Consider the following 24,004-nt stretch of genomic DNA (forward strand, 5'->3'; position numbering starts at 1 on the left):
TAGAATCGGGCCATGCCGTCTTCCTCCGCATCAGAGACCACCCGCCCCCTGCGCATCGCCAGCATCAACACCAACGGCATCCGGGCGGCGTACCGCAAGGGCATGGGCGACTGGCTCGCCACCCGCGACGTCGACATCCTCGCGATCCAGGAGGTGCGCGCCTCGACCGAGGACATCGAGGGCCTGCTCGGCCCGGAGTGGAGCATCCTGCACGACGCCGCGTCGGCCAAGGGCCGGGCGGGCGTGGCCATCGCCAGCCGCAAGACTGCGTCGATCCACCGGGTCGAGCTGGGCCACCCCGAGTTCGACAGCGCCGGTCGCTGGCTCGAGGCCGACTACGAGGTCAACGGCAAGATCGTCACCGTCGTGAGCACCTACGTGCACTCCGGCGAGGTGGACACGCCCAAGCAGGTCGAGAAGTTCACCTTCCTCGACTCCATGCTCACCCGGCTGCCCGAACTGGCCGCGCACAGCGAGCGGGTCGTCGTGCTCGGCGACCTCAACGTTGGACACCGCAAGTTCGACATCAAGAACTGGAAGGGCAACGTCAAGCGTGCCGGCTTCCTGCCCGCCGAGCGTGCCTACTTCGACCAGATCCTCGGCGCCGAGGACGAGACCGACTACAACAACGGCGCGGGCCTCGGCTGGGTGGACGTGGGCCGCAAGCAGGCCGGCGAGATGGACGGGCCGTTCACCTGGTGGTCCTGGCGCGGCCAGGCGTTCGACAACGACACCGGCTGGCGCATCGACTACCAGCTCGCGACGCCAGCGCTGGCGGCATCCGTCGTCAACTACACGGTCGACCGGGCGGATGCCTACGACCAGCGCTGGTCCGACCACGCCCCCGTGGTCGTCGACTACGCCATCTGACCAGTCCTCCCGCCGCGCACGCGGCTTTGCTCCTGACGAAAAGACTCCCCTGATGACCAAGACCCGCCTCTACTCCGGCATGCAGCCGTCCGCCGACTCGCTGCAGATCGGCAACTACATCGGCGCCCTGCTGAACTGGAAGAAACTGCAGCAGACCCACGACGCGTTCTTCTCAATCGTGGATCTGCACGCCATCACCGTGGCGCAAGACCCGGCGAAGCTGCGGGAGAACACCCGCGCGACCGCCGCGCAGTACATTGCGGCTGGCATCGACCCATCCGCGTCGACCCTGTACGTACAGTCGCACGTGGCCGCACACGCGCAGCTGGCCTGGGCTCTGAACACCCTCACGGGTTTCGGCGAGGCCAGCCGGATGACCCAGTTCAAGGACAAGTCGCTCAAGCAGGGCGCCGACGCCACCACGGTGGGCCTGTTCGCCTACCCGGTGCTGATGGCCGCGGACATCCTGCTCTTCCAGACCGAGATCGTGCCGGTGGGCGAGGACCAGCGCCAGCACGTTGAACTCACCCGCGACCTGGCCGCCCGGTTCAACTCCCGCTTCGGCGACACCTTCACGATTCCGGAAGCGAGCATCATCCGTGACACCGCGAAGATCTACGACCTGCAGAACCCCACCTCGAAGATGTCGAAGTCGGCCGAGTCGCACGCCGGCGTGATCTGGATGCTCGACGAGCCGAAAGTGACCGCGAAGAAGATCATGCGGGCCGTGACCGACGCCGAGGGCGGTGTGGTCTTTGACCGGGAGAACAAGCCCGGCGTGGCCAACCTGCTCACGATCTACTCCGTGATGGCGGAACGCTCCATCCAGTCACTCGAGGACGAGTACGCGGGCAAGGGCTACGGCGACTTCAAGAAGGGCCTGGCCGAGGTGGTCACCGAGACCTTCGGCACGATCCGCGGCCGGGTGCTCGAGCTGCTCGACGACCCGGCCGAGCTGGACCGGCTCCTGGCCGCCAACGCCGACCGGGCCGCCGCGGTGGCCGACGTCACCCTGGCCGGCGCATTCGATCGGATGGGCTTCCTGGCGCGCCGCTGAGGCGTACCGATGGTGCTGCGCTGATGCGTCCGGTCGAACTCTCGTCTCCGCTTCTCCGGCTGGACCAGCTGCGCCCCGACGACGCGGAGCAGGTCTTCGAGGACTGCCAGGACCCGGTCGGCGTTCATCACCGGGTTCGTGCCGGTCGGGTGGGCAGGGGACAGCGAGTACACCTGGGCGCTGCGGGTGGCCGGTGCCCCCGCGCTGCTCGGTGTAAACCTAGGGTCGACGCGCACGGGCCGCAAGGCCGGGTTCAGCTTTACCGGGCAGGGTCCCTCCCGGCCCGCGTACCGCGACGGCTCGCATCCGGTGTCAAGGCACGGCCTGCTGCACGCCACGGACGACCGCGTGCCGCACGCGGGTTGGCCGGCCGAGGTCGTGGGCGAAGGAGGTCCGCCGTGCGCTTCGCGGGGCGCCTGTGGCCGGAGAGGCTGCCGTGACCGTGCCCACTGTGGTGCTGTTCGACCTGGACGACACCCTGTTCGCGCACCGCGCGGCCGTGGCCGCCGGCATCCTCGGCCACGTCGCCGCGCAGGGCGGGCGGGGCGCTGCCACCGACCCGCACGCCGTCGTGACGCTGTGGAACGCCCTCGAGGAGCAGCACTACCACGCGTACCTCGCCGGCGACCTGGATTTCGCCGGCCAGCGCAGCGCCCGGGCCCGCGACTTCGCGGCCGCGCACGGCGTGGCGCTCACCTACGCCGAGGCCACCGCCTGGTTCGAGGACTACTTCGTGCACTACCGGGCGCATTGGCGACTGCACGAGGATGCGCTGCCCTGCCTCGACGAGCTGGCCCGGCGTTTTCCCGGGGTGCGGTTCGGGCTGATCACCAACGGGGAGCTGGCCTACCAGAGCGTCAAGCTGGCCGACACGGGTCTGGACGCCCGGGTGGAGCACGTAATCACCTCGGCCGAATTCGGGCTGAGCAAGCCGCGACCGGAGATCTTCCTGCACGCCTGCGCTCTGTTCGGCGCCGACCCGGCCCGCTCCGTCTATGTGGGCGACCGGCTGCGCACCGACGCCATCGGCGCCGCCGCCGCGGGGCTGTCCGGCTTGTGGCTGGACCGGGTCGGCACGGCGGGCCCTCCCCCGCCGGAGGCCGACCTCGCCGAGGCCCGCCAGCTGGGCGTCATCCGTCTCACTACCCTCGCCGCCCTGCCGGACGTCTTCGCCCCGCAATAGCCGGAGCGCTGCCCCCGTCCCGCCCGCCCCACATCCCGGTAGGTCTTGCATAACTCCTGCAATTCCCGGGTCGAGCTCCAGCCGATACTGCCGCGCCGCGGAATCCCGCCGAAGTCGACATTCGCCGACAAAATTCTGCAGGAGTTGTGCAAGGCCGCACTGGCGGCCAACGCAAGAAACGGGCGTGGCAGTGGCGGCCTCGTGACCCGGGCCGGAGGCCGCCTCGCCCAATTGGTCGGATGCATAACTCCTGCAATTCTCGGGTTGATGCCACTCGACGGTTCGAAATGCGGGTTTGGTCGAGTCCCGTCCAGCGGCTCTGCAGGAGTTATGCCCGTCGTCGGTGCCGCTGGGCGCGAACGGCAGCCGTTCGACGGAGCGACGTGGCGCGCACCGGGCCGGGCGCCCGGCCCGGCACTAGGTCAGGCTCTCGTGCCGACACCAGGGGTCAGCGGCGAAGTCAACGAGGCGGGATGCCGGCGCGGCTGATGTCGACCAGGCGACGGATGGCCGCGATCACAGTTTCGGGCTCGAACATGGTGTGCTGGTAGAGCACCCGCAGCGACAGGTAACCACGTTCGGCCAGGAGCAAGTCCCGGGTACGGTCCCGAATATGCTGCTCCCATTCCTTGTGGAAGGCCTGGCTGTCGGCCTCGACCACGACACAGCCCTCGACGAGCAGGTCGACCCGGCCTACCCCGTCGATGGATACCTGGATCTCGCAGCGAAGTCCGGCATCGAGGATCAACTGGCGCAGCACCGTCTCTTGGCCGGACTCGGACCTGGCGTCGATCAGCAGGCGAAGGGGCTGCTTTTCGGCGGGCACCCGGGCGAAGATCGAATCAAGGTCTCGAGGCCGGATGCGCCGCTCGTGTAACGCGAGATCCAGGGCCGCGAGGGCGAATCGAGGTTCCTGGCACCGGATGATCTGCACCAGGGCATCCTTGACACCGACGCAGAATTCATTGCCGTCGGCAGATTCGAGAAGCGGCCACCAGTGCAACTGCACGCCGTTGCGCGGTAGTTCGGCGAGCGGTCGAAATCGGGTGTGTGGGCTGCGGAGCCGTGAGGCCTCCCGGTCGACGTGCAGGTGCGTGTGGCTGTAGTCGAACGCGAACAGGCCGAGCTCGGCGGCCGCCGACACGCACGCCAGCCGGCCACCCACGCGGACCGCCTCGAGCGTGTGCTGGTCAAGACCGGGGCGGGCATAGTGGTCGCGGCGCACCCGGATGATGTCCTGTCGTCGAACCGCCTCGGTGATCTCGACGCCGCTGAGACCTCCCCTGCGCAGATCGACGCGGTGGATGATGCGGCGAGTGCCGAACAGGAATGCCAGGTAGACGGGCGTGGCCATACCTGAACCGTGCCGCTGGCGCGCATCCGCTGCCCGAATCACCGCACAGCTGTGCAGAACACGAGCGGCCGCACCCCTGTGCACAACTCCTGTCGGCCACTCCCCCCGGCCCCGCGTAATGCATAACTCCTGCAGAAAGACCGCCGGCCGGATGCCCAGCCCCGGAATTACCGGGCCGGCAGCCGGCCGGCATGAAAATAGCAGGAGTTATGCCCTCACCGTCGCGTCTTGGGGTGGGTGGGGGCGGTGGTGGGGGCTACAGGACGTCTTCGTCGACCCAGTCGAGGGTCTTGGTGACGGCCTTCTTCCAGTTGCGCAGCAGGCGCTCGCGCTCGGCGACCTCCATGTCGGGCTCCCAGCGGGCGTCCTCCTGCCAGTTGGCGCGCAGCTCGCCCAGGCCGCTCCAGAAGCCCACAGCCAGGCCGGCCGCATACGCGGCGCCGAGCGCGGTGGTCTCGGCCACGACCGGTCGCACCACGGGCACGCCGAGGATGTCGGCCTGGAACTGCAGCAGCAGGTTGTTGCCGGTGGCCCCTCCGTCGACCTTGAGCTCGGTCAGCGGCACCCCGGAGTCCGCATTCACGGCGTCGATGACCTCGCGGGTCTGGAACGCGATGGCCTCCAGCGCAGCCCGGGCGATATGGCCCTTGTTGACGAACCGGGTGAGCCCGACGAGCGCACCGCGAGCATCCGCGCGCCAGTACGGCGCGAACAGGCCGCTGAACGCCGGCACGAAATAGGCGCCGCCGTTGTCGTCCACGGTGCGGGCCAGGGTCTCGATCTCGCCCGCCGACGAGATCAGGCCGATGCTGTCGCGCAGCCACTGCACCAGCGACCCGGTGACGGCGATCGAACCCTCGAGGGCGTAGTGCGGTTCGGCGTCGCCGAGCTTGTAGCCCAGCGTGGTCAGCAGGCCGTTCTTGGAGTGGATGATCTCGGTGCCGGTGTTGAAGATCAGGAAGTTACCGGTGCCGTAGGTGTTCTTGGCCTCGCCCTGGTCGAAGGCGGCCTGGCCGAACGTTGCGGCCTGCTGGTCGCCGAGGATGCCCGCGATCGGCACCTCGCGCAGCAGGCTGTGCTCGTTCACGGTGCCANGGAGGAGCGGATCTCGGGCATCATCGAACGCGGCACCCCGAAGGTAGCCAGAATCTCGTCGTCCCATTCGAGGGTCTCGAGGTTCATGAACAGGGTGCGGCTGGCGTTGGTGACGTCGGTGGCGTGAACGCCGCCCTCCAGGCCTCCGGTGAGGTTCCAGAGCACCCAGGAGTCGGTGGTGCCGAACATCAGGTCGCCGCGCTCGGCCTTCTCGCGGGCGCCTTCGACGTTCTCCAGGATCCAGACGATCTTGGTGCCGGAGAAGTAGGTGGCCAGCGGCAGGCCCACGGTGGCCTTGAACCGGTCACCGCCGCCATCCGCGGCGAGGCGGTCGACGATCGGCTGGGTGCGGGTGTCCTGCCAGACGATGGCATTGTAGACCGGCAGGCCCGTGGTGCGGTCCCAGACCACGGCGGTCTCACGCTGGTTGGTAATGCCAACGGCCTCGATGTCGTGCCGAGTGAGGTTGGCCTTGGACAGGGCCTGGCCGATCACCTGCCGGGTGTTTCCCCAGATCTCCATCGGGTCGTGCTCGACCCAGCCGGCGCGGGGGAAGATCTGTTCGTGCTCGAGCTGGCCGGTGGAGATGATCGACCCCGAGTGGTCGAAGATGATGGCGCGGGTGCTCGTGGTGCCCTGGTCGATGGCGAAGATGTACTTGTCACTCATGTCGGAACTCCTGTGTTGGGACTGATGGGACGTGGTTGTTGACGGTAGGGATGAAACGGATGGATCAGGTGAGGATGGGCAGCAGCACGAGGGAGGCCCAGCCGGCGAGCACGCCGCCGATGACCGGACCGACAACGGGGACCCACGAGTAGGACCAGTCGGAGGATCCCTTGCCCTTGATCGGCAGCAGGAAGTGTGCGATGCGCGGCCCGAGGTCACGGGCCGGGTTGATGGCGTAACCGGTGGGCCCGCCGAGCGACGTGCCGATCACGATCACGAGCAGCGCCACCGGAAGGGCACCGAGAGCCGCGAGGCCACCGCTTTCGCCCTGGCGTCCGCCGCCGAAGGCGATCACCACGAACACCAGCACGAAGGTGCCGATGATCTCGGTGACCAGGTTCCAGCCGTACGAACGGATGGCCGGACCGGTGGAGAAGACGCCGAGCGTGTTCGCGGCCTCCGGTTCCTGGTCGAAGTGCTGCTTGTATGCCAGCCACACCACGATCGCGCCGAGGAAGGCGCCGATCATTTCCGCGGCGAGGTAGGTGAGTACCGAGACGACGTTCACCGGAACGCCGGAGCCGAACTCGGTGGCGCCGGAGGCCACGAGGCCGAGCGTCACCGCCGGGTTCAGGTGGGCGCCGGAGTTATACGAGACGATCACGCCGACGAAGACCGCGAGGCCCCAGCCGATGGTGACCATGAGGAACCCGCCTCCGAAGCCCTTGTTCTTCGTGAGGGCGACGTTGGCGACGACGCCACAGCCGAGGAGGACCAGGAGGGCTGTGCCCACCACCTCCGAGAGGAATACAACACCGAGATTGTCCACATTGACCTTTCGTGTTCTCGGCGCACGCGGAAGGTTCCGCGCACACCGTCGTGCAGCAATGGGGAGCGGAGAAGTCCTCCGCTCCCTCCGAAGTAGTGGGAAGTTCTAGAGCGAGTGCACCGAGTCCGCGGCTGCCAGGTCGACGCCGTGCACTTCACGCAGCTGCCGGGTGGCCTTGGCCACCTCGTCGGCGCTCGTGGCGGCATCCCAGCCCAGCACGGGGGCGAGCACCCCGGCCAGCTCGACGAACAGGTCGACGCTGAGCCCGCCGACGAACGCAAGGCTGGTGCGGCGCAGCAGCAGGTCGATCAGGTGGGTGACCGCCTCTTCGCGAGCCAGGTACTCGATCTCCCGGCGGGTGTACAGCGGGTTGTGTGCCAGGGGCGCATCCGGCTGCTCGGTGAGGAAGTCGATGATTGCGCCGGCCCGGGTGCCGTACCGGGTGAGCAGGGCCTGCGCGCGCGGGCGGCCGACCTCGTCGCCGTGCGCGGCGAGCCAGACGGTGTGGGCCGCGGGCGTGGCCGGGAAGTCCTTGCCGCCGCCGATGGCGAGCCCCTCGGTGGACACCGTGCGCGGCAGGCCGAGCAGGGTGAGAATGTCGCCGCTGAGGTGTTCGGCCAGGGCGCGGAAGGTGGTCCACTTGCCGCCGACCAGGCTGAGCAGGGTGCCGGGGCGCTCGCCCAGCGGGCTGGACTCGATGCGGTAGTCGCGGGACACGAAGCCGGGAGCCTCGTCGTCGTGCCGAGGCAGCGGGCGCACGCCGGAGAACCTGAACACGATGTGCGAGCGGTCCACCGTGATGTCGGGAAAGACGTGCCTGACCAGGTCGAAGAAGTAGTCGATCTCGTCCTCGGTGGTGCGGATCGGCTGGGTCATGTCGTGCTCGAGATCGGTGGTTCCGATGAGCACCCGGCCGGCCAGCGGGTAGATCAGCACGATGCGGCCGTCGTTGTTCTCAAAGAAGATCTCGCCACCGCCGGTCGCGGCGAGGAGTTCCGGGTGGTCGAGCACGATGTGCGAACCCTTGGTGCCGCCCATGTAGGTGCTGGCCTGGCCGAGCGCCGAGTTGGTCAGGTCGGTCCACGGGCCGGAGGTATTCACGACGACGTCAGCGGCGAAGCTGAATTCCTCACCGGTCACGGTGTTGCGCAGGCGCACGCCGTCGGCATCCATCCCCACCGCTTCGACGTAGTTGGCGGCGCGGGCGTGCTCGCCGGTGTCGAGGCCGTCGCGGAGCACGTCCAGCGCGAGGCGCTCAGGGTCGTGCATCGACGCGTCGTAGTAGGTGGCCGTGTACTTGAGGCCGGGGTTCAGCCGCGGGAGGCGCTCGAGCGACTTCTTGCGGCCGTGGAATTCGTGCTTGGGCACAGAGCCGCCGTCGCGGGAGAAAGAATCGTAGAGGACCAGGCCGACCTTGATCAGCAGTGCACCCCGCTCCTGCGCCTTGCCCTGCTTGTGGGTGAGGAAGCGCAGCGGGGCGGCAAGCACGCCGGACAGCGCGGAGAACATCGGCACCGTGGTCTTCAGCGGCTTCACGTAGTGCGGGGCGATCTTCAGCAGGCCGTTGCGCTCGGTGACCGACTCCTTGACGAGCCTGAATTCCCCGTTCTCCAGGTAGCGGATGCCGCCGTGGATCATGTGCGACGACGCCGCGGAGGCGCCGGAGACGAAGTCGCCGCGGTCGACGATGGTGACGTCCACACCCTGCAGCGCCAGGTCGCGGAAGGTGGCGATGCCATTGATGCCGGCGCCGATGATGAGCACCTTCGCGTGCGGGCGCTGGGCGAGGGCGGATCGGGCGGAATCAGCGGGCGAGGAGACGGGGATGGACTGCACTGTTCACTACCTTTGTTCGTACTTCGGCCGGGCGGTACCCGGCCGAATTGATGCGGACGGCCCAGCCGGGTTTGCGCGGGGGCCCTCCATATGGATTAATCAAGCTTGAGTAGATCAATCACATCCGGTCAAGCCGGGTGAACAAACGTGCAAGGAGGGGCTGTGAGCCTCGTCGACGAGTCGCAGTCCGATCGGGTGCGGGATGCCCTCACGGCCGCGCACCTGTATTACATGCAGGACCTGACCATGGATGCCATCGCCCACGAGCTGCACACCTCCCGCTCTTCGGTGTCCCGCCTGCTCAGTCACGCCCGCGCTACCGGCCTCGTCGACATCCAGATCCGCTCCCCCCTGGACGCCCCGAGCCGCCTCGAACTGCTCATCCAGGAGCGGTTCCACATCACCGCGCACGTCGTTCCGGTGCCCGATCACGCCACGGATGTCGACAGATTGGAGCGGGTGGCGCTCTCGGTTGCACGGATTCTCGGCCAGTTCTTCGACTCGAACATGGTGATGGGCATCGCCTGGGGGTCGACGATGAACGCCATCAGCCGCCACGTGACGCCCAAGCAGACCCACGGTTCGCAGATCATCCAGCTCAACGGCGCCGGCAACATGCGCACCACCGGCCTCAGCTACGCCAGCGAGATCCTCGGCCGGTTCGGCTACGCCTTCGGCGCGCACGTGCACCAGTTCCCGGTGCCGGCGTTCTTCGACAGCCCGGCAACCAAGCAGGCGCTCTGGCGCGAACGCAGCGTGAGCCGGTTGCTCGAAATGCAGGCTCGGATGGACGTGGCCCTGTTCGGCCTCGGCTCGCCGTTCTCCGAGGTGCCCAGCCACGTCTACGCGGGCGGCTACCTCGAGGAGCCGGACTACGCGTCGCTCAGCCGCTCGGGCGTGGTGGGCGACGTGGCCACCATCTTCTACCGGGCCGACGGCTCCACCGACGGGATTCCGCTGAACACCCGCGGCACCGGTCCGGACTTCGACGTCCTGCGGCGCACCCCGCGGCGGCTCTGCGTCGTCTCGGGGGCAGCCAAGCTGCCCAGCCTTCGCGGGGCGTTGAAGGCCGAGCTGATCACCGATTTGTTCGTCGACGAGAGCACCGCCCGAGCCCTGGTCGCCAGCGCCTGAGGACTCCGAGACGCCGTCGGGTTACGTCGGGAATACTTCGGAGCGGTGCGCGTTGAGATATAACTGACTATAAGAAACGTGCTCCGGGGTCGGTGAGAATCCGAACCGGCGGTGAGAGTCCGCGAGCGGGAACCCGATGTTTGGGTTCTTAGTTGAGCTGGTGAAATTCCAGCACCGACGGTTAAAGTCCGGATGGGAGGCGCACGAATCGATGGTTCCTGGTGGACCGTCGACGGTTTTCGCGTACGCGAAAAACCCCCTCCCGGAGAGCGTCAACACGACGGGACAGGGAATGCACCAGCAGCACACGCTCGCAAGCGCCATGCGCCGAGCCCTGCAGCTGGCGGGCAACGGACCGGCAGAGGGCGTCAATCCCCGGGTCGGCTGCGTGATCCTCAGCCCGGCCGGCGAGGTCCTCGCCGAAGGCTGGCACCGCGGCGCCGGCACCTGCCACGCTGAGGTGGATGCCCTCGCCCAGCTCGACGCGGATGCCGCCCGCGGCGCCACCGCCGTCGTCACCCTCGAGCCCTGCAACCACACTGGCCGCACCGGCCCGTGCGCGCTGGCCCTCATCGAGGCCGGCGTGGGAAACGTGGTCTACGCCGTCGCCGACCCCGGGCCGCATTCTTCCGGCGGCGCCGCCCGCCTGCGGGCGGCCGGGATCGACGTTGCCGGCGGCCTGCTCGCCGACGAGGTCGAGGCGTTCCTCGCCGACTGGCTGATTTCGGCGCGCCTGGGCCGACCGTTCGTGACCGTGAAGTGGGCCTCCAGCCTCGACGGCCGCGCCGCCGCCGCCGACGGCTCCAGCCGCTGGATCACCGGGCCGGCCGCCCGTCAGGACGTGCACGAGCGCCGCGCCCGCGCCGACGCGATCCTGGTGGGCACCGGCACCGCCCTGGCCGACGACCCGTCGCTGACCGCCCGAGCCGCCGACGGCGCCTTGCTGCCGCACCAGCCGCGGCCCGTGGTGGTGGGGTGCCGGCCGGTGCCGGCCGACGCGGCCGTGCGCCGGCATCCGCTCACCCCATGGTTCATACCCGGGCACGACGTGGCGGCCCTGTTGCGTGAACTGCACGAGCGCGGCATCCGCCGGGTCTTTGTTGAGGGCGGCCCCACCGTGGCCAGCGCGTTCGTGCGGGCCGGCCTGGTCGACGAGTACCTCATCTACCTCGCGCCCACCCTGCTCGGCGGAGACAAGCTGGCCCTGGGCGACATCGGTGTCGCCGGCATCGACGGGCAGCTCCGGCTGCGGATCAGCGAGCTGCAGTACCTCGGCGAGGACATCCTGCTGGTCGCCCGGCCGGCCGGCGCCGACGAGACCAGTCCTATCGACCAGACCGACCAGACCACCCGGGCCACCCCGGCAGAGACAAGCTGAAGGACCACCATGTTCACCGGAATCATTGAGGAGCTCGGCACCGTCGAGCGTATCGAGCACACGGCGGATGCCGCCCGCCTCACCATCCGCGGCCCGCTCGTAGTCGACGGCGCCGGGCACGGCGACTCCATCTCGGTGAACGGCGTCTGCCTCACCGTGGTGGAGCAGACCCCCGATACCTTCACCGCCGACGTCATGGAGCAAACCCTGTCGATGTCCACCCTCGCCGGCATAACCGAGGGCGCACCGGTGAACCTCGAACGCGCCGCACTGGTGGGAGGCCGCCTGGGCGGCCACATCGTGCAGGGCCACATCGACGGCACCGGCACGGTGCTGGACGTCGTGCAGGGCGACGCCTGGCGGGTCGTGCGCTTCAGCCTCGATGCGAGCCTGGCGCCGCTGGTGGTGGACAAGGGCTCGATCGCCATCGACGGAGTCTCCCTCACCGTGAGCACCATCTCCCCCGCCGGCCGGCCCGACCAGTGGTTCGAAGTGTCGCTGATCCCCGAGACCCTCGGCGCCACGACGCTGGGCGGCCTGGCGGTGGGCGACAGGGTCAATCTGGAGACCGACATCCTCGCCCGGCACGTGCAGCGGATGCTCGCCCTCGCGGCGAGCGCCACCGACCGCGCCGCCGCCGAACCCGCCGTTCCCTCCGACGTCCCATCCGAAACATCCGCACCATCCGCCGTTCTAAGGAGCACCCCATGAGCCTCGCCGACATCCCCACCGCACTGGCGGCACTCCGGCTCGGCAAGCCCGTCATCGTCGCCGACGACGAGGGCCGCGAGAACGAGGGCGACGTGATCATCTCCGCACAGCTGGCCACCCAGGAGTGGATCGCCTGGACCGTGCGCCACTCAAGCGGCTTCATCTGCGCGCCGATGACCAATGACATCGCCGACACCCTCGACCTGCCCGTCATGGTGTTGAACAACGAGGACCCGCGCGGCACCAACTACACGGTCACCGTCGACGCCGCCGATCGCTTGAGCACCGGCATCAGCGCCGCTGACCGGGCGCACACCCTGCGGGTGCTGGCCGAGCCGACGTCCACGCCGGCCAGCCTCAACAGGCCCGGCCACATCCTGCCGTTGCGGGCCATGGACGGCGGGGTGCGGGAGCGCGACGGCCACACCGAGGCCGCGGTCGACCTGATGAAGCTGGCCGGACTCACCCCCGTCGCCGGGATCGCCGAGATCGTGGCGGACGACGGCGAGATGATGCGCCTACCCGGGCTGCTCGTGCTCGGCGAGCGCGAGGGCGTACCGGTGATCACCATCGCAGACCTCATCGCGCACCTGCAGGAGTTCCACTGCGACGACGACCTCGCCTCGGTGAGCCCGATCCGCGAATCACCGCGGGTGGACTTCGAGGTGGAGACCACGGTGCCCACCGAGCACGGCTCGTTCCAGATCCGCGCGTACCGCGACCGGATGACCGGGGCTGACCATGTGGCGATCGTCTCCGGCAGCCCCAGGGACGGCGCCCTCGTGCGAGTGCACTCCGAATGCCTCACCGGCGAGGCCTTCGGCTCGCTCAAGTGCGAGTGCGGGCCGCAGTTGCAGGCCGCGCTGGACACCATCGAACGCGAAGGCGGCGTGGTGGTGTACCTCCGCGGCCAGGAGGGTCGCGGCATCGGCCTGATCAACAAACTGCGCGCCTACAAGCTGCAGGAGGACGGCCTGGACACCCTCGACGCGAACCTCGCGCTGGGCCTGCCGGCAGATTCCCGCGACTACGGCGCGGCCACCGCCATCCTCGACGAGCTTGGCCTTCGCTCGGTGCGGCTGCTCACCAACAACCCGGAGAAGGTACGCCAACTCCAGGCCTACGGCGTGACGGTCACCGAGCGGGTGCCACTGGTCGTTGGCGTGGGCAGCCACAACGAGGACTACCTCGCCGCCAAGCGTGACCGCATGGGCCACGAAATCTCAGCACACCAGATCGTGAAAGGACTCGCACTATGAGTGGAGCAGGATCCCCCGACATTGACGTCGACGGCACCGGACTGGAGGTGGTGATCGTCGCAGGCCGCTGGCACGACGTGATCACCGACGGTCTCATCGCCGGCGCCACCCGGGTGCTCGAGGCGTCGGGGGCCAGCTACTCGCTGGTGCGGGTGCCCGGCAGCTTCGAGCTGCCCGTTGCGAGCAAGGTGGCGCTGGACAGCGGCGCCGACGCGGTGGTGGCGCTGGGTGTGATCATCCGCGGCGGCACCCCGCACTTCGAGTACGTGTCGGCGGCGGCGACCGATGGCCTCACCCGGGTTGCGCTGGACACCGGCAAGCCCGTCGGTTTCGGCGTGCTCACCCTCGACGACGAGCAGCAGGGCCTGGACCGGGCCGGACTGCCAGGCTCGAAGGAGGACAAGGGCGAGGAGGCCGCCACCGCGGCACTGGCCACGGCCCTGGTACTCAAAGCCCTGCGCGAGCGCTAAGCGGCCGCTTTGCCCACGAGGTCTCGACTGGCTCGACCAACGGGATGGGGGCGTCCGCTGGCGGAGCTAACGGGGCGCCAGGAGCGCGGTGACCCGTTCGAGCAGGTCGTTGGCGCGGAACGGCTTGATCAGGTAACCATCCGCGCCCGTCGCCATGGCCAAGGCGATGTCGCTGTCCTGCGACTTGGCGGTGAGCAGCAGGATGCGCGGCTGGGTCAGCGCGGTGTCAGCGCGGACCTGCGCGCACACCTCGATTCCCGTGAGCTTGGGCATCATCCAGTCCAGCACGATCAGGTCGGGCGCGCCGGCTCGGGCGGCCGCGAGGCCCTCCTCGCCGTCGCCCGCCTCAGACACCTCGTGCCCGGCCCGGCGCAGTTTGTGGCCGATCAGGGCCCTGACGTCCTCGTCGTCCTCGACGATCAATATGCGTGGCATTCGGCGTGTCCCCTGAATCGGCGTTCAAACTTTCGCGTGTGTCACCCGCAGTGGGCACACGACACGCTACGTTGACATTATCCAATCGCGCCGCGGTCGGTTTCACAGGGGGAGACACCACGCCGGTGAACAATGTCGTCGCTTGGCTTTGGGCCGCGCCGCGCCATTGGCGGTATGCGGCAATACTCGCGCTCCTGCTGATGGCCTACGGCCTCGGCCGTGCCTCTCTCGCGGCGCCGCCCTCGCAGACCGGCGTCGCTCACTGGTGGCCCGCCGCCGCCGCGGCCGTGCTCGCCATGTGCGTGGCCAGGGGCAGGGAACGCGTTGTGGTGGCGGCACTGGTTGCCGTGGTCGGCGTGGCCTCGAATCTCGGCGGCGGCCGGCCGCTGCCCGTGGCCATCGGATTCGGGCTGGCCAACGCCCTGGAGGCGATGGTGGTCACCGGCATCCTGGCCACCCGCGACGAACCCGCCCGGCTGCACACTGTGCGCGAGGTGCTCCGGTTCGCCATCGCGGCGGTGTGCGGTGCCGTGACGATCGGGGTCGTTGCGGCGGGCACCCTGGTCCTGTTCGAGAGTGCTGACTTCGGCACTGTGCTGCTCTCCGCCGTCCCCTCGCACGCGTTCGCGGTCTTCGTTCTCGTTCCGCTCGCCCTGGTGCAGAGCAGCCGGGGCCGGCCGGAGCGCCGCCTGGAGTTACTCATCCATGTGGGCGTGATGCTCCTGCTGCTCGGCGTGGCGTACGGGCCGGGCCGGTTGCTGCCGATCTCCTTCCTGATCCTGCCCCTGCTCACCTGGGCGGCGTTCAGGTTCGGCATCCGGATCGTGGCCTGGGAACTGTGCGGAACGGCGCTGGTCACGTCGGGTCTGACCACGATGGGGGTCGGCTACGTCACCTCCAGCCCGGGCACCACCATCGCTACGGCCGGGTCTTTCGTGCAAATCTTCCTGGTCACCTACGCCAGCTCGGTTCTGCTGCTGGCCGCCGAGCTTGCCCAGCGCGACGACGTCCTCACCCGGGAACGGGAGGCGGTGCACGCCCTGCGTGAGCTCAACCGGCAGAAGGACGATTTCGTCTCATCGGTCAGCCACGAACTGCGCACCCCGATCACGAGCATCCTGGGCTTCGCCGAAGAGCTGGAGGACACCGCGCTCGACGCCGATCAGGCCCGGTTCACCCGGGTTATCGTGCGCAACTCGCACCGGCTGGCGCAGGTGGTGGAGGACCTGCTCGACCTCTCCAAGATGAGCACCCAGTCCGATGCCGACCAGGCCGAGCCCATCAACCTGGCGGCGCTGGTGGCCGAGTGCGTCGAGGAACTGGCCCCGCAGGCGCACGCCGCCGGGGTGAGCCTGACCGCCGAGTTCGGCGCCGGGCCGTTCGATATGCGCAGTTCCTCCGCCGACCTGCGCCGGGTGCTCACGAACCTGGTCTCAAACTCCGTCAAATTCACTCCCCCGCACGGCCAGGTTTGGGTCGGCTGCACCGCCGACGGCGACGGCCTGCTGCTCACCGTCAGCGACAACGGCGTCGGCATCCCTCCTCAGGACATCGAGCGGGTCTTCGACAGGTTCTTCAGGTCGGCGAGCGCCGAGTTGCTGGCGGGCACCGGGCTCGGGCTTCCCCTCACCAAGGGGCTCGTCGACAGGCTCGGCGGCACCATCGACCTGCAGTCCGACGGCCGCGCCGGCACCCACGTCACCGTTGCCCTCCCCCGCGTCCCGCCGCAGGCCGCCGCCGCGGCCCCCGAGTCCGATTCGTCCGGCGCGCCAGCGCGAATGTAGGCTGCAACAGGCCGCCACAAGCGGCCGACCTCTTGTTCCTGAGCGTTACCCCGTCCGCCCCAGACGACTGACCGCCGGCCGCCGCCGCACGCTGCTCTGGGTCACCGCGGGCATCGTGGTGTTCGGGTTCCTGTTCGTGCCGCTGCTGGGCGCCGGGTTCCCCGGCGTGATGATCTTCCTGATCCTCGGCTTCACCCTGATGGGCATGACGTTCGGACCGATGGGCGCCCTGCTGCCCGAGCTGTTCCCCACCCAGGTGCGCTACACCGGCTCCGCGTTCGCCTACAACATGAGCTATCCTCGGCGCTGCCGTTGCCCCGTTTATCGCCGTGTGGCTGTGGACCCTCGGTGAGGGCAGCCCGTTCTGGGTCGGAATCTACCTCTCGGCGATGGGCCTGATCACCCTGGTGGCGCTGTACCTCAGCCGCGAGACCCGCGACCTCGACCTGGAGCGCTGACCCGGGCGCCCGTGTCAACGAGGGTTGACACGGGCACAGGCTGTCAACTAGCGTTGACATCATGTTGGATGACACCGGACGCACACTGATCGGCGACGCCGGCTCGGGTGACCCGTTCACCGCGCTGCGGGCGATCAAGGCGATGCGCGGAGAGCTTGACCGGGCCGAGGCCGTCGCCGTGCGGCGAGCACGAAACTCAAACTCCTCCTGGCAACTGATCGCCCTCGCGCTCGAGGTCTCCCGCCAGGCCGTGCACAAGAAGTACGGCCGCAGATAATCCGGGCCGGCGCCGGTTAAGCTCGACTGGTGAGTACGACTACCCCCGGCACAGCCTCGTCCGAGACCCCCGCACCGAAACCGCGTTCCCGGATGGGCCGTCGCAGCGCTCAAGCCGAGGGGCCGCGGGCATCCTTCAGCCAGCTGCTGCCCTACCTATCCGAACACAAGGCCGTGCTCAGCGTGGTCGTGGTGCTCAGCGTCCTCGGCGCCGCCGCGAGCCTGGCCCAGCCGTTGCTGGTGAGCCAGGTGATCACCCTCGTCGAGGCCGGCGATCCGCTGAACAACATCGTCACCGCGCTCGTCGCCCTCGTTGTGGTCTCCGCGCTGATCAGCGGCTACCAGCACTACCTGCTGCAGCGCACCGGCGAGGGCGTGGTGCTCTCCAGCCGCCGCCGGCTGATCGGGCGGATGCTGAACCTGCCGATCAGCCAGTTCGACGCCCGCCGCACGGGAGACCTGGTCTCCCGGGTCAGCTCGGACACCACCCTGCTGCGCGCCGTCCTCACCCAGGGCGCGGTCGAGGCCATCGGCGGGTCGCTCACTTTCATCGGGGCCATCATCGCGATGCTCATCATCGACCCGGTGCTGCTCGGCCTGACGGTGCTCGTGATCGCCGTGTCGGTAGTCACCGTGGTGTTGCTGTCGCGGCGCATCCGCACCGCCAGCCTGGCCGCGCAGACCAAGGTCGGCGACCTGGCCGCCAGCGTGGAACGGGCCATCAGCGCCGTACGCACGGTGCGCGCCGCCAACGCCACCGCCCGCGAGATCGCGGTGGTCGAAAAGGATGCCGAGGGCGCCTGGCAGATGGGCATCAAGGTCGCCAAGGTCTCGGCCTTGGTGGTGCCGATCGCCGGTATAGCCCTGCAGGTGTCGCTGCTGGTCGTGCTCGGCGTCGGCGGTTTCCGGGTGGCCGCCGAAAGCATCACCATCGCCGACCTGGTCTCGTTCATCCTGTTCCTGTTCATGATGATCATGCCGCTGGGCCAGTTCTTCGGCGCGATCACCTCGGTCAACTCGGCGCTTGGTGCGCTCGGCCGCATTCAGGAGATCATCGACCTGCCCAGCGAGGACCAGTTCGACCGCGACATCGCCCCGCTGGCCATTGTGGTAGGCGCCGCGAACGCCAGGGTCAACCCGGATGCGCCGGCGATCTCCTTCGAGGACGTGCGGTTCCACTACACCCCCACCGTGCTCGCCACGACGGATGCCGCCACCGGCGAGCAGCTCGCCACCGTGGACCCCGGCGCGGACGCGATCACCTCGGCTGCCGCCCCCGCCCCTCAGACGCCGGTGCTGCGCGGGGTGTCGTTCAGCGCCCCGCGCGGCCTGCGCACCGCGTTGGTGGGGCCGTCCGGCGCCGGCAAGAGCACCATCCTCGCGCTGATCGAGCGGTTCTACGACGCCGACTCCGGCGTGGTGCGGCTCGGCGGCCTGGACATCCGGAGCCTGGACCGCACCGACCTGCGTGCGCAGATCGGTTACGTGGAGCAGGACGCGCCCGTGCTGGCCGGATCACTGCGTGACAACCTCACCCTCGCCACGCCGGACGCCACCGACGAGCAATGCGTGGCCGTGCTGCACGCCGTGAACCTCGGCGAAGTACTCGACCGTGACCCGGCCGGCCTCGGCGCGGCGGTCGGCGAGGACGGCGTCAAGCTTTCCGGCGGAGAACGCCAGCGCCTGGCGATCGCCAGGGCGCTGCTCGCGGCGCCGCCGATCCTGCTGCTGGACGAGTCCACATCGAGCCTGGACGGCATGAACGAACAGCTGATGCGCGAGGCCATCGACGCCGTGGCCGTGGACCGCACCCTCATCGTGATCGCGCACCGGTTGTCCACCGTGGTGGACTCGGACCAGATCGTGGTCCTCGACCACGGCGAGGTCGTGGGCACCGGCACCCACTCCGAGCTGGTGCTTTCCACTCCGCTGTACCGCGACCTCGCCAAGCACCAGCTGTTGGTCTAACCAACACCCGCGAGCTGTTCGCCGAGATGCCGCAAAAGGCCTCTCCCCGCGTCGCGAGGGGCCTTTTGCGGCGAGTCGGGTGGGGTCAGCGGCGGATGAAGCGCAGCGTGACGATCTCGAACGGTCGCAGCGTCAGGGTCAGCGCGTGCGACTCCACCGGCAGCGGCGCCCCTGCGGCCAGTTCCACCCTGGGGTCGGCCAGCGGGCGCTCGAGCAGGTCGGTTTCGACCACCTCCGTCGCCTCGAAGTGCCGGATGAGCCGGGCCGTCGACCGGTTGCCGTGCGCTTCGTAGAGTCGCACGATCAGGTCGCCGCTCCGGTCCTCGGCGAGCTTGACCGCCTCGACCACTATGGCCGGGTTGTCGACCCGCAGCAGGGGCTCGATGGTCGCGTCGGCCACGCCGGTCACGGTGCGCAGCGGCAGGTTCAGCCGGTAGCCCTCGGCCACGGCCTCGGGGATGCCGGAGCCCACCCGGAGGGAGACCCGCAGTTCGTGCCGGCCCTGGTCGGCGGCGGGGTCGGGGAACACCGCAGCGCGCAGCAGCGACAGCCGCACCGTGGTCGCGGACCGGCCGGCACCATCCGGGGACCGGCTGATGTCATGCCCATAGGTGGAATCGTTACCCACGGCCACCCCGTAGCCGGGCTCGCCCACGTGCGCCCAGCGGTGCGCCACTGTCTCGAAGCGGGCGGCATCCCAGGACGTGTTGGTGTGCGTGGCCCGGAAGACGTGGCCGAACTGGATCTCCGAGGCGGCGCGATCGGCGTTCACGTCGAGCGGGAACGACAGCTTGAGCAGCTTCTGCCGTTCGTGCCAGTCTAGGTCGAGGTGCAGGTCCACCGCCGGCGACCCCGCCGACAGGGTGATGTCCTCGACCACGCGCGACGAACCGAAGACGCGGGTCACCCGCACGCCGACCCGTTCGGGCGAATCCAAGAACACCTCGACGGACTCGGCGGCAGTCAGGGCGATGGTGTGCCGTTTGTAGTGTTCATCGATGTCCCATGCGTCCCACTGGGTGGGAGTGTCGCGGTGCAGTTGCAGCAGGTTGCCCCGGGAACCCGCCGGCACCAGCTCGCGATGCGCCGCCACGTCCCGCAGCGAGCTGAAGAGCCCGTTGGTGTCGATGGTGACGGCCACGAGTCCGTTGTCGAGCACAAGGCCCGCCGCCGTGCGGGTCAGGGTGACGTCGGGCTTCGGCGCTGCCGAATCGGGGCGGGCGGCATCCGCGCCCGCCAGCCCCGCGACGCCGTCGATGGCGTACGGACCCGCGTTGAGCAGCACGGTGGCGTCGCCGTCGAAGCACAGCTCTCGCACCGACGTCTCGATCAGCCCGGTCAGGGTGTCGGCGACGGTGGCGTAGTTGCGTTCGGCTTCCTGGTGCACCCAGGCGATGGACGAGCCGGGCAGGATGTCGTGGAACTGTTGCAGCAGCACGGTGTGCCAGGTCTGTTCGAGCAGGTCGTACGGGTACGCGGCCCCCGAACGCACGGCCGCTGTGGTCGCCCACAGTTCGGCCTCGCGCAGCAGGTGCTCGCTGCGGCGGTTGCCGCGTTTGGTGCGCGCCTGGGAGGTGTAGGTGCCCCGGTGGAACTCGAGGTACAACTCGCCGAGCCACACCGGTGGCTCGGGGTACTCGGCCTCGGCAGCTTCGAAAAACCGGCGCGGGCTGGACAGCTCAACCGTCGGCGAGCCTTCCAGCGACTCGGTTCGGCGGGCGGCGGCGATCATCTCCGTGGTCGGTCCGCCGCCGCCGTCCCCCCAACCGAATGGAACGAGCGATGTGTTAGCCGTCCCCTTTTCGGCATACTGGTGCTCCGCTCGCGCCAGCTCCTCCCCCGACAACTCCGCGTTATACGTGTCGACGGGAGGGAAGTGTGTGAAAATCTGGGTGCCGTCGATGCCTTCCCACCGGAAGGTGTGGTGCGGCATCAGGTTGGTCTCGTTCCACGAGGTCTTCTGGGTCAGGAACCACCGCGAACCGGCCGCCGCCACGATCTGCGGCAACGCCGCCGAGTAGCCGAACGAATCGGGAAGCCATACCTCCAGCGGCTCGACGCCGAATTCCTCCATGAAGAAGCGTTTCCCGGCCACGAATTGGCGGGCCAGGGCCTCCCCGCCGGGCATGTTGGTGTCCGACTCGACCCACATCCCGCCCACCGGCACGAAGGCGCCGGCCGCGACCTGCGCCTTGACCCGGGCGAACAGCTCCGGGTAGTGCTCCTTGAGCCACGCGTACTGCTGGGCGGATGAGGCGGCGAACGTGAAGTCGGGGTTCTGCTCGATCAGGGCCAGCACATTGGAGAAGGTGCGTGCCACCTTGCGCACGGTCTCACGCACCGGCCAGAGCCAGGCACTGTCGATGTGTGCGTGCCCCACGGCGTGCAGATGGTGAGCGCTGGCGTTTGCCGGCCGAGCGAGCACCCCGGCGAGCGCGGAGCGCCCGAGGGCTGCGGTGCCCGCGACATCGTCGGGGTCCACGACGTCGATGCTTCGTTCGAGAGCCCGCAGGAGCTCTGCCCGCCGCGCCAGACCCTTCGGCAGCTCGCGCATGAGACCCGTCAGGGTCCAGAAGTCCTGGAGGAGCTCCCACACGGTCTGGTCCTTGAGGACGACGTCCACCTGCCGGAGTCGGTAGATCGGTGTGGCCCCGGCGGTGGCGGGGTCGCCCTGGTCGGTGGCGACGAAGGTGAAGCCGGAGGTGACATCCGGGTTGGCGGCCGCCTCGATGTAGAGGTCGATCTGCCCGCCGGGTCCCGTCGCCAGCGGGACGGAGCGGTTGCGGGGCTCGACGGCCTTGAGGATGACGCCATCCGGCGACCAGACCAGGCCTTCCGCCTGGAACCCCGGGGTCGCTTTGCTGAAGCCGAGGTCGACCAGGAGTTCAACCCGCAGGGCGTCATCGACCGGCCACTCCGCCGGAACACTGCCGGTGATGTGCAACCAGGTCGTCCCCCACGGGCGTCCCCAGGCCCGGCCGGTGCCGAAGGGGCTGTAGTCCTGGCGGATGGCGTCGTCGAACGGCACGGGCTCTCCCGGCGCATCCCAGGATTCGATGGCCAGGGGCACGGCGGCCCGGTTGAGGGCGGGTCGGAGCCGTTCTCGAACGAATCGGCTGATCCGCAACTCCACGAGTGTGCTGTCATCGTGCATGACTGTGCCGGCTCTCTTCGTGCCGAGCCTGAGCATCGCCGTTTGAAACCACGGATCCACCTCATCGTCACCCTCGGAATGACGCCATCATATTCCGTCACCGGGCACGACGCTGTGAGCGCCGGGCGCAGGGCCGCCGCGCGCTAAGCGGGGCACGCGCCGCTAGGTTGCGAGGTGGTAGCGCAGGCTGGCGAGCTCGGACTGCAGGGCGGGCGGTACCCGGCTGCCGAATCGGGCGAAGAACTCCTCGGTGAGGTCGCACTCGGCCAGCCAGGACTCCGGGTCGATGCGGAACAGCTGCTCGAGGGCAGCCGGGGTCACGTCGAGGCCGTCGATGTTGATGGCCCCGTCCACCGGCATCCGCCCAATCGGGGTGTCGACGGCGTCGACGCTGCCCTCGACCCGGCGGATGATCCACTCGAGCACCCGGGAGTTCTCCCCGAACCCGGGCCAGAGGAAACTGCCGTCGTCGCCCTTGCGGAACCAGTTGACCTGGAAGATCGCGGGGGCCTTCGCGCCGAGGCCCCGGCCGACGCGCAGCCAGTGCGCCCAGTAGTCGGCCATGTTGTAGCCGCAGAACGGCAGCATCGCGAAGGGGTCGCGGCGCAGCTCCCCGACGGTGCCCTCGGCGGCGGCCGTCTTCTCCGAGGAGATGGTGGCGCCCATGAACACACCGTGCTTCCAGCTGCGCGCCTCGGCGACCAGGGGCACGTTGGTGGCGCGGCGGCCGCCGAACATGATCGCGTCGATGGGCACACCCCCGATGTCTTCCCAGCTGTCGGCGATCGACGGGCACTGCGCCGCGGGCACGGTGAACCGGGAGTTGGGGTGTGCGGCAGGCCGGCCGCTGTCGGGCGTCCAGGAGTTGCCCTCCCAGTCGGTGAGGTGCGCGGGCGGGGTGTCTGTCAGGCCCTCCCACCACACATCGCCGTCGTCGCGGAGGGCGACGTTGGTGAAGATGGTGTTGCCCCACACCGTTTGCACGGCGGTGGGGTTGGTGGTCTCGCCGGTGCCAGGGGCCACGCCGAAGAACCCGGCCTCCGGGTTGATCGCCCAGAGCCGTCCGTCGTCGCCGGGGCGGAGCCAGGCGATGTCGTCACCGATGGTCTCCACGGTCCAGCCCGGGATGGTGGGCTTGAGCATCGACAGGTTGGTCTTGCCGCAAGCAGAGGGGAACGCGGCGGCCACGTGGTATGTGCCACCCTCGGGCGAGGTGACCTTGATCAGCAGCATGTGCTCGGCGAGCCAGCCCTCGTCGCGGGCCATGACCGACGCGATCCGTAGCGCGAACGACTTCTTCGACAGCAGGGCGTTGCCCCCGTAGCCGGAGCCGAACGACCACACCTCGCGGTCCTCGGGGAACTGCACGATGTACTTGGTGTCGTTGCTGGGCCAGGTCACGTCGGCCCGGCGGATGCCCGCTCCGTCGATGAGCGGGAAGCCAACGCTGTGCACGGTACGCACCCACGGGGTGCCCGACTCGATCAGGCGGAGCACGGCAGCGCCCATCCGGGTCATGATGCCCATGTGCAGCACGACGTAGGGCGAGTCGGTGATCTCCACGCCGAGCTGCGAGATGGGGCCGCCGAGCGGACCCATCGAGAACGGCACGACGTACATCGTGCGGCCGCGCATGCTGCCGGCGAAGACCCCGTCGAGCTCGACACGCATCTCGCCGGGTTCGGCCCAGTTGTTGGTTGGGCCGGCGTCCTCGCGCAGGGCGGAGCAGATGAAGGTGCGGTCCTCCACCCGGGCCACATCGGTCGGGCTGGTGCGGGCAAGGAAGCTGTTCGGCCGCCACTCCGGGTTCAGCCTGATGAGTTTGCCCTCGGCGACGAGCTGCTTGGACAGCCCGTCGGCCTCCTGCGCGGTGCCGGTGCACCAGACGATGGCGTCGGGCCGGGTGAGGCGGGCGATCTCGTCGACCCAGGCCTGCAGGGCGGGGTCGGTGCTGAAGGTCGGCGGGCCGGCGACGGTGGCCGCCGTGGTCTGGACGGCGTGGGCGGCATGGGCGCGGATGTCGCTGCGGACGGGGTGGGTGACGGTCATGGTCTGGCCTTCCTCAGGATGCGGGCGGGGCGGGA

At 69.1% G+C, this 24,004-nt stretch carries 17 protein-coding genes, 2 pseudogenes and 1 riboswitch; of the genes and pseudogenes, 12 read left to right on the forward strand and 7 right to left on the reverse strand.

Annotated elements, in window-relative coordinates; all coding sequences use genetic code 11:
* The first annotated feature begins 12 nt into the window (after positions 1-12).
* The 3 genes from E3O42_RS02785 to E3O42_RS02795 all read left to right on the forward strand — a co-directional run bounded on the left by E3O42_RS02785 (position 13) and on the right by E3O42_RS02795 (position 3,110).
* The gene (locus E3O42_RS02785; RefSeq protein WP_134452411.1) at positions 13-870 is read left to right on the forward strand and encodes an exodeoxyribonuclease III; all 858 of its coding nucleotides are present in this window, start codon (positions 13-15) and stop codon (positions 868-870) included.
* A gap of 52 nt (positions 871-922) precedes the next feature.
* Positions 923-1,927: a tryptophan--tRNA ligase gene (gene trpS / locus E3O42_RS02790; RefSeq protein ID WP_134452412.1), complete on the forward strand. Its 1,005-nt coding sequence runs from the start codon at positions 923-925 to the stop codon at positions 1,925-1,927.
* Positions 1,928-2,363: 436 nt separating this feature from the next.
* Positions 2,364-3,110: an HAD family hydrolase gene (locus tag E3O42_RS02795; RefSeq protein WP_134452413.1), complete on the forward strand. Its 747-nt coding sequence runs from the start codon at positions 2,364-2,366 to the stop codon at positions 3,108-3,110.
* 460 nt (positions 3,111-3,570) lie between these two features.
* Here E3O42_RS02795 and E3O42_RS02800 read toward each other — a convergent pair whose 3' ends face one another.
* From E3O42_RS02800 to E3O42_RS02815, 4 genes and pseudogenes are all read right to left on the reverse strand, one after another.
* Entirely contained in the window at positions 3,571-4,464 is an 894-nt protein-coding gene (locus E3O42_RS02800) for an endonuclease domain-containing protein (RefSeq protein ID WP_134452414.1), read from the reverse strand.
* Positions 4,465-4,720: 256 nt separating this feature from the next.
* Positions 4,721-6,228, reverse strand: a pseudogene (glpK, locus tag E3O42_RS02805) (glycerol kinase GlpK).
* 64 nt (positions 6,229-6,292) lie between these two features.
* Positions 6,293-7,057 (reverse strand): MIP/aquaporin family protein, encoded by a 765-nt coding sequence (locus E3O42_RS02810; protein ID WP_134452415.1) that lies wholly within the window; start codon positions 7,055-7,057, stop codon positions 6,293-6,295.
* Between the two features lie 105 nt (positions 7,058-7,162).
* Positions 7,163-8,884: a glycerol-3-phosphate dehydrogenase/oxidase gene (locus tag E3O42_RS02815; RefSeq protein ID WP_134452570.1), complete on the reverse strand. Its 1,722-nt coding sequence runs from the start codon at positions 8,882-8,884 to the stop codon at positions 7,163-7,165.
* A 240-nt stretch (positions 8,885-9,124) separates the two neighbouring features.
* Between E3O42_RS02815 and E3O42_RS02820 the strand changes: the two genes are divergently transcribed.
* The 5 genes from E3O42_RS02820 (at position 9,125) to ribH (ending at position 13,845) form a co-directional block, all read left to right on the forward strand.
* On the forward strand, positions 9,125-10,027 hold the full coding sequence (locus tag E3O42_RS02820; RefSeq protein WP_134452571.1) for a sugar-binding transcriptional regulator: 903 nt from the start codon (positions 9,125-9,127) through the stop codon (positions 10,025-10,027).
* A gap of 75 nt (positions 10,028-10,102) precedes the next feature.
* Positions 10,103-10,235: riboswitch (FMN riboswitch) on the forward strand.
* Positions 10,236-10,319: 84 nt separating this feature from the next.
* Entirely contained in the window at positions 10,320-11,405 is a 1,086-nt protein-coding gene (ribD, locus tag E3O42_RS02825; protein ID WP_241984588.1) for a bifunctional diaminohydroxyphosphoribosylaminopyrimidine deaminase/5-amino-6-(5-phosphoribosylamino)uracil reductase RibD, read from the forward strand.
* 9 nt (positions 11,406-11,414) lie between these two features.
* Positions 11,415-12,116, forward strand: coding sequence for a riboflavin synthase (locus E3O42_RS02830; RefSeq protein ID WP_134452416.1), 702 nt, complete (start codon positions 11,415-11,417; stop codon positions 12,114-12,116).
* A complete protein-coding gene (gene ribA, locus E3O42_RS02835; RefSeq protein WP_134452417.1) occupies positions 12,113-13,375 on the forward strand; it encodes a GTP cyclohydrolase II in 1,263 nt (420 codons plus the stop codon). Before E3O42_RS02830 ends, ribA begins: the two co-directional genes overlap by 4 nt.
* Complete coding sequence (ribH, locus tag E3O42_RS02840; RefSeq protein WP_134452418.1) at positions 13,372-13,845, forward strand: 6,7-dimethyl-8-ribityllumazine synthase; 474 nt, start codon at positions 13,372-13,374, stop codon at positions 13,843-13,845. The genes ribA and ribH overlap by 4 nt, the downstream gene beginning before the upstream one ends.
* 66 nt (positions 13,846-13,911) lie before the next feature.
* Here the strand turns inward: ribH and E3O42_RS02845 are convergent, their stop codons facing one another.
* Positions 13,912-14,280: a response regulator transcription factor gene (locus E3O42_RS02845; protein ID WP_134452419.1), complete on the reverse strand. Its 369-nt coding sequence runs from the start codon at positions 14,278-14,280 to the stop codon at positions 13,912-13,914.
* A 125-nt stretch (positions 14,281-14,405) separates the two neighbouring features.
* On the opposite strand from E3O42_RS02845, the gene E3O42_RS02850 reads away from it, so the two are divergent.
* The 4 genes and pseudogenes from E3O42_RS02850 (at position 14,406) to E3O42_RS02865 (ending at position 18,766) form a co-directional block, all read left to right on the forward strand.
* Positions 14,406-16,064, forward strand: a complete 1,659-nt coding sequence (locus E3O42_RS02850) for a sensor histidine kinase (protein ID WP_134452420.1) — start codon at positions 14,406-14,408, stop codon at positions 16,062-16,064.
* 76 nt (positions 16,065-16,140) lie between these two features.
* Positions 16,141-16,522, forward strand: a pseudogene (locus E3O42_RS02855) (MFS transporter); the annotation flags it as partial.
* A 61-nt stretch (positions 16,523-16,583) separates the two neighbouring features.
* Entirely contained in the window at positions 16,584-16,799 is a 216-nt protein-coding gene (locus E3O42_RS02860) for a hypothetical protein (protein ID WP_134452421.1), read from the forward strand.
* A gap of 92 nt (positions 16,800-16,891) precedes the next feature.
* Complete coding sequence (locus E3O42_RS02865) at positions 16,892-18,766, forward strand: ABC transporter ATP-binding protein (RefSeq protein ID WP_134452573.1); 1,875 nt, start codon at positions 16,892-16,894, stop codon at positions 18,764-18,766.
* An 85-nt stretch (positions 18,767-18,851) separates the two neighbouring features.
* Here the strand turns inward: E3O42_RS02865 and E3O42_RS02870 are convergent, their stop codons facing one another.
* Both E3O42_RS02870 and E3O42_RS02875 read right to left on the reverse strand, forming a co-directional pair.
* Positions 18,852-21,920: an alpha-mannosidase gene (locus E3O42_RS02870; protein ID WP_134452422.1), complete on the reverse strand. Its 3,069-nt coding sequence runs from the start codon at positions 21,918-21,920 to the stop codon at positions 18,852-18,854.
* Between the two features lie 162 nt (positions 21,921-22,082).
* Positions 22,083-23,969, reverse strand: a complete 1,887-nt coding sequence (locus tag E3O42_RS02875) for a phosphoenolpyruvate carboxykinase (GTP) (RefSeq protein ID WP_134452423.1) — start codon at positions 23,967-23,969, stop codon at positions 22,083-22,085.
* Between the last annotated feature and the right edge of the window lie 35 nt (positions 23,970-24,004).

Origin of the sequence: Cryobacterium adonitolivorans, assembly GCF_004402695.1 — a bacterium.
Taxonomy (GTDB): domain Bacteria; phylum Actinomycetota; class Actinomycetes; order Actinomycetales; family Microbacteriaceae; genus Cryobacterium; species Cryobacterium adonitolivorans.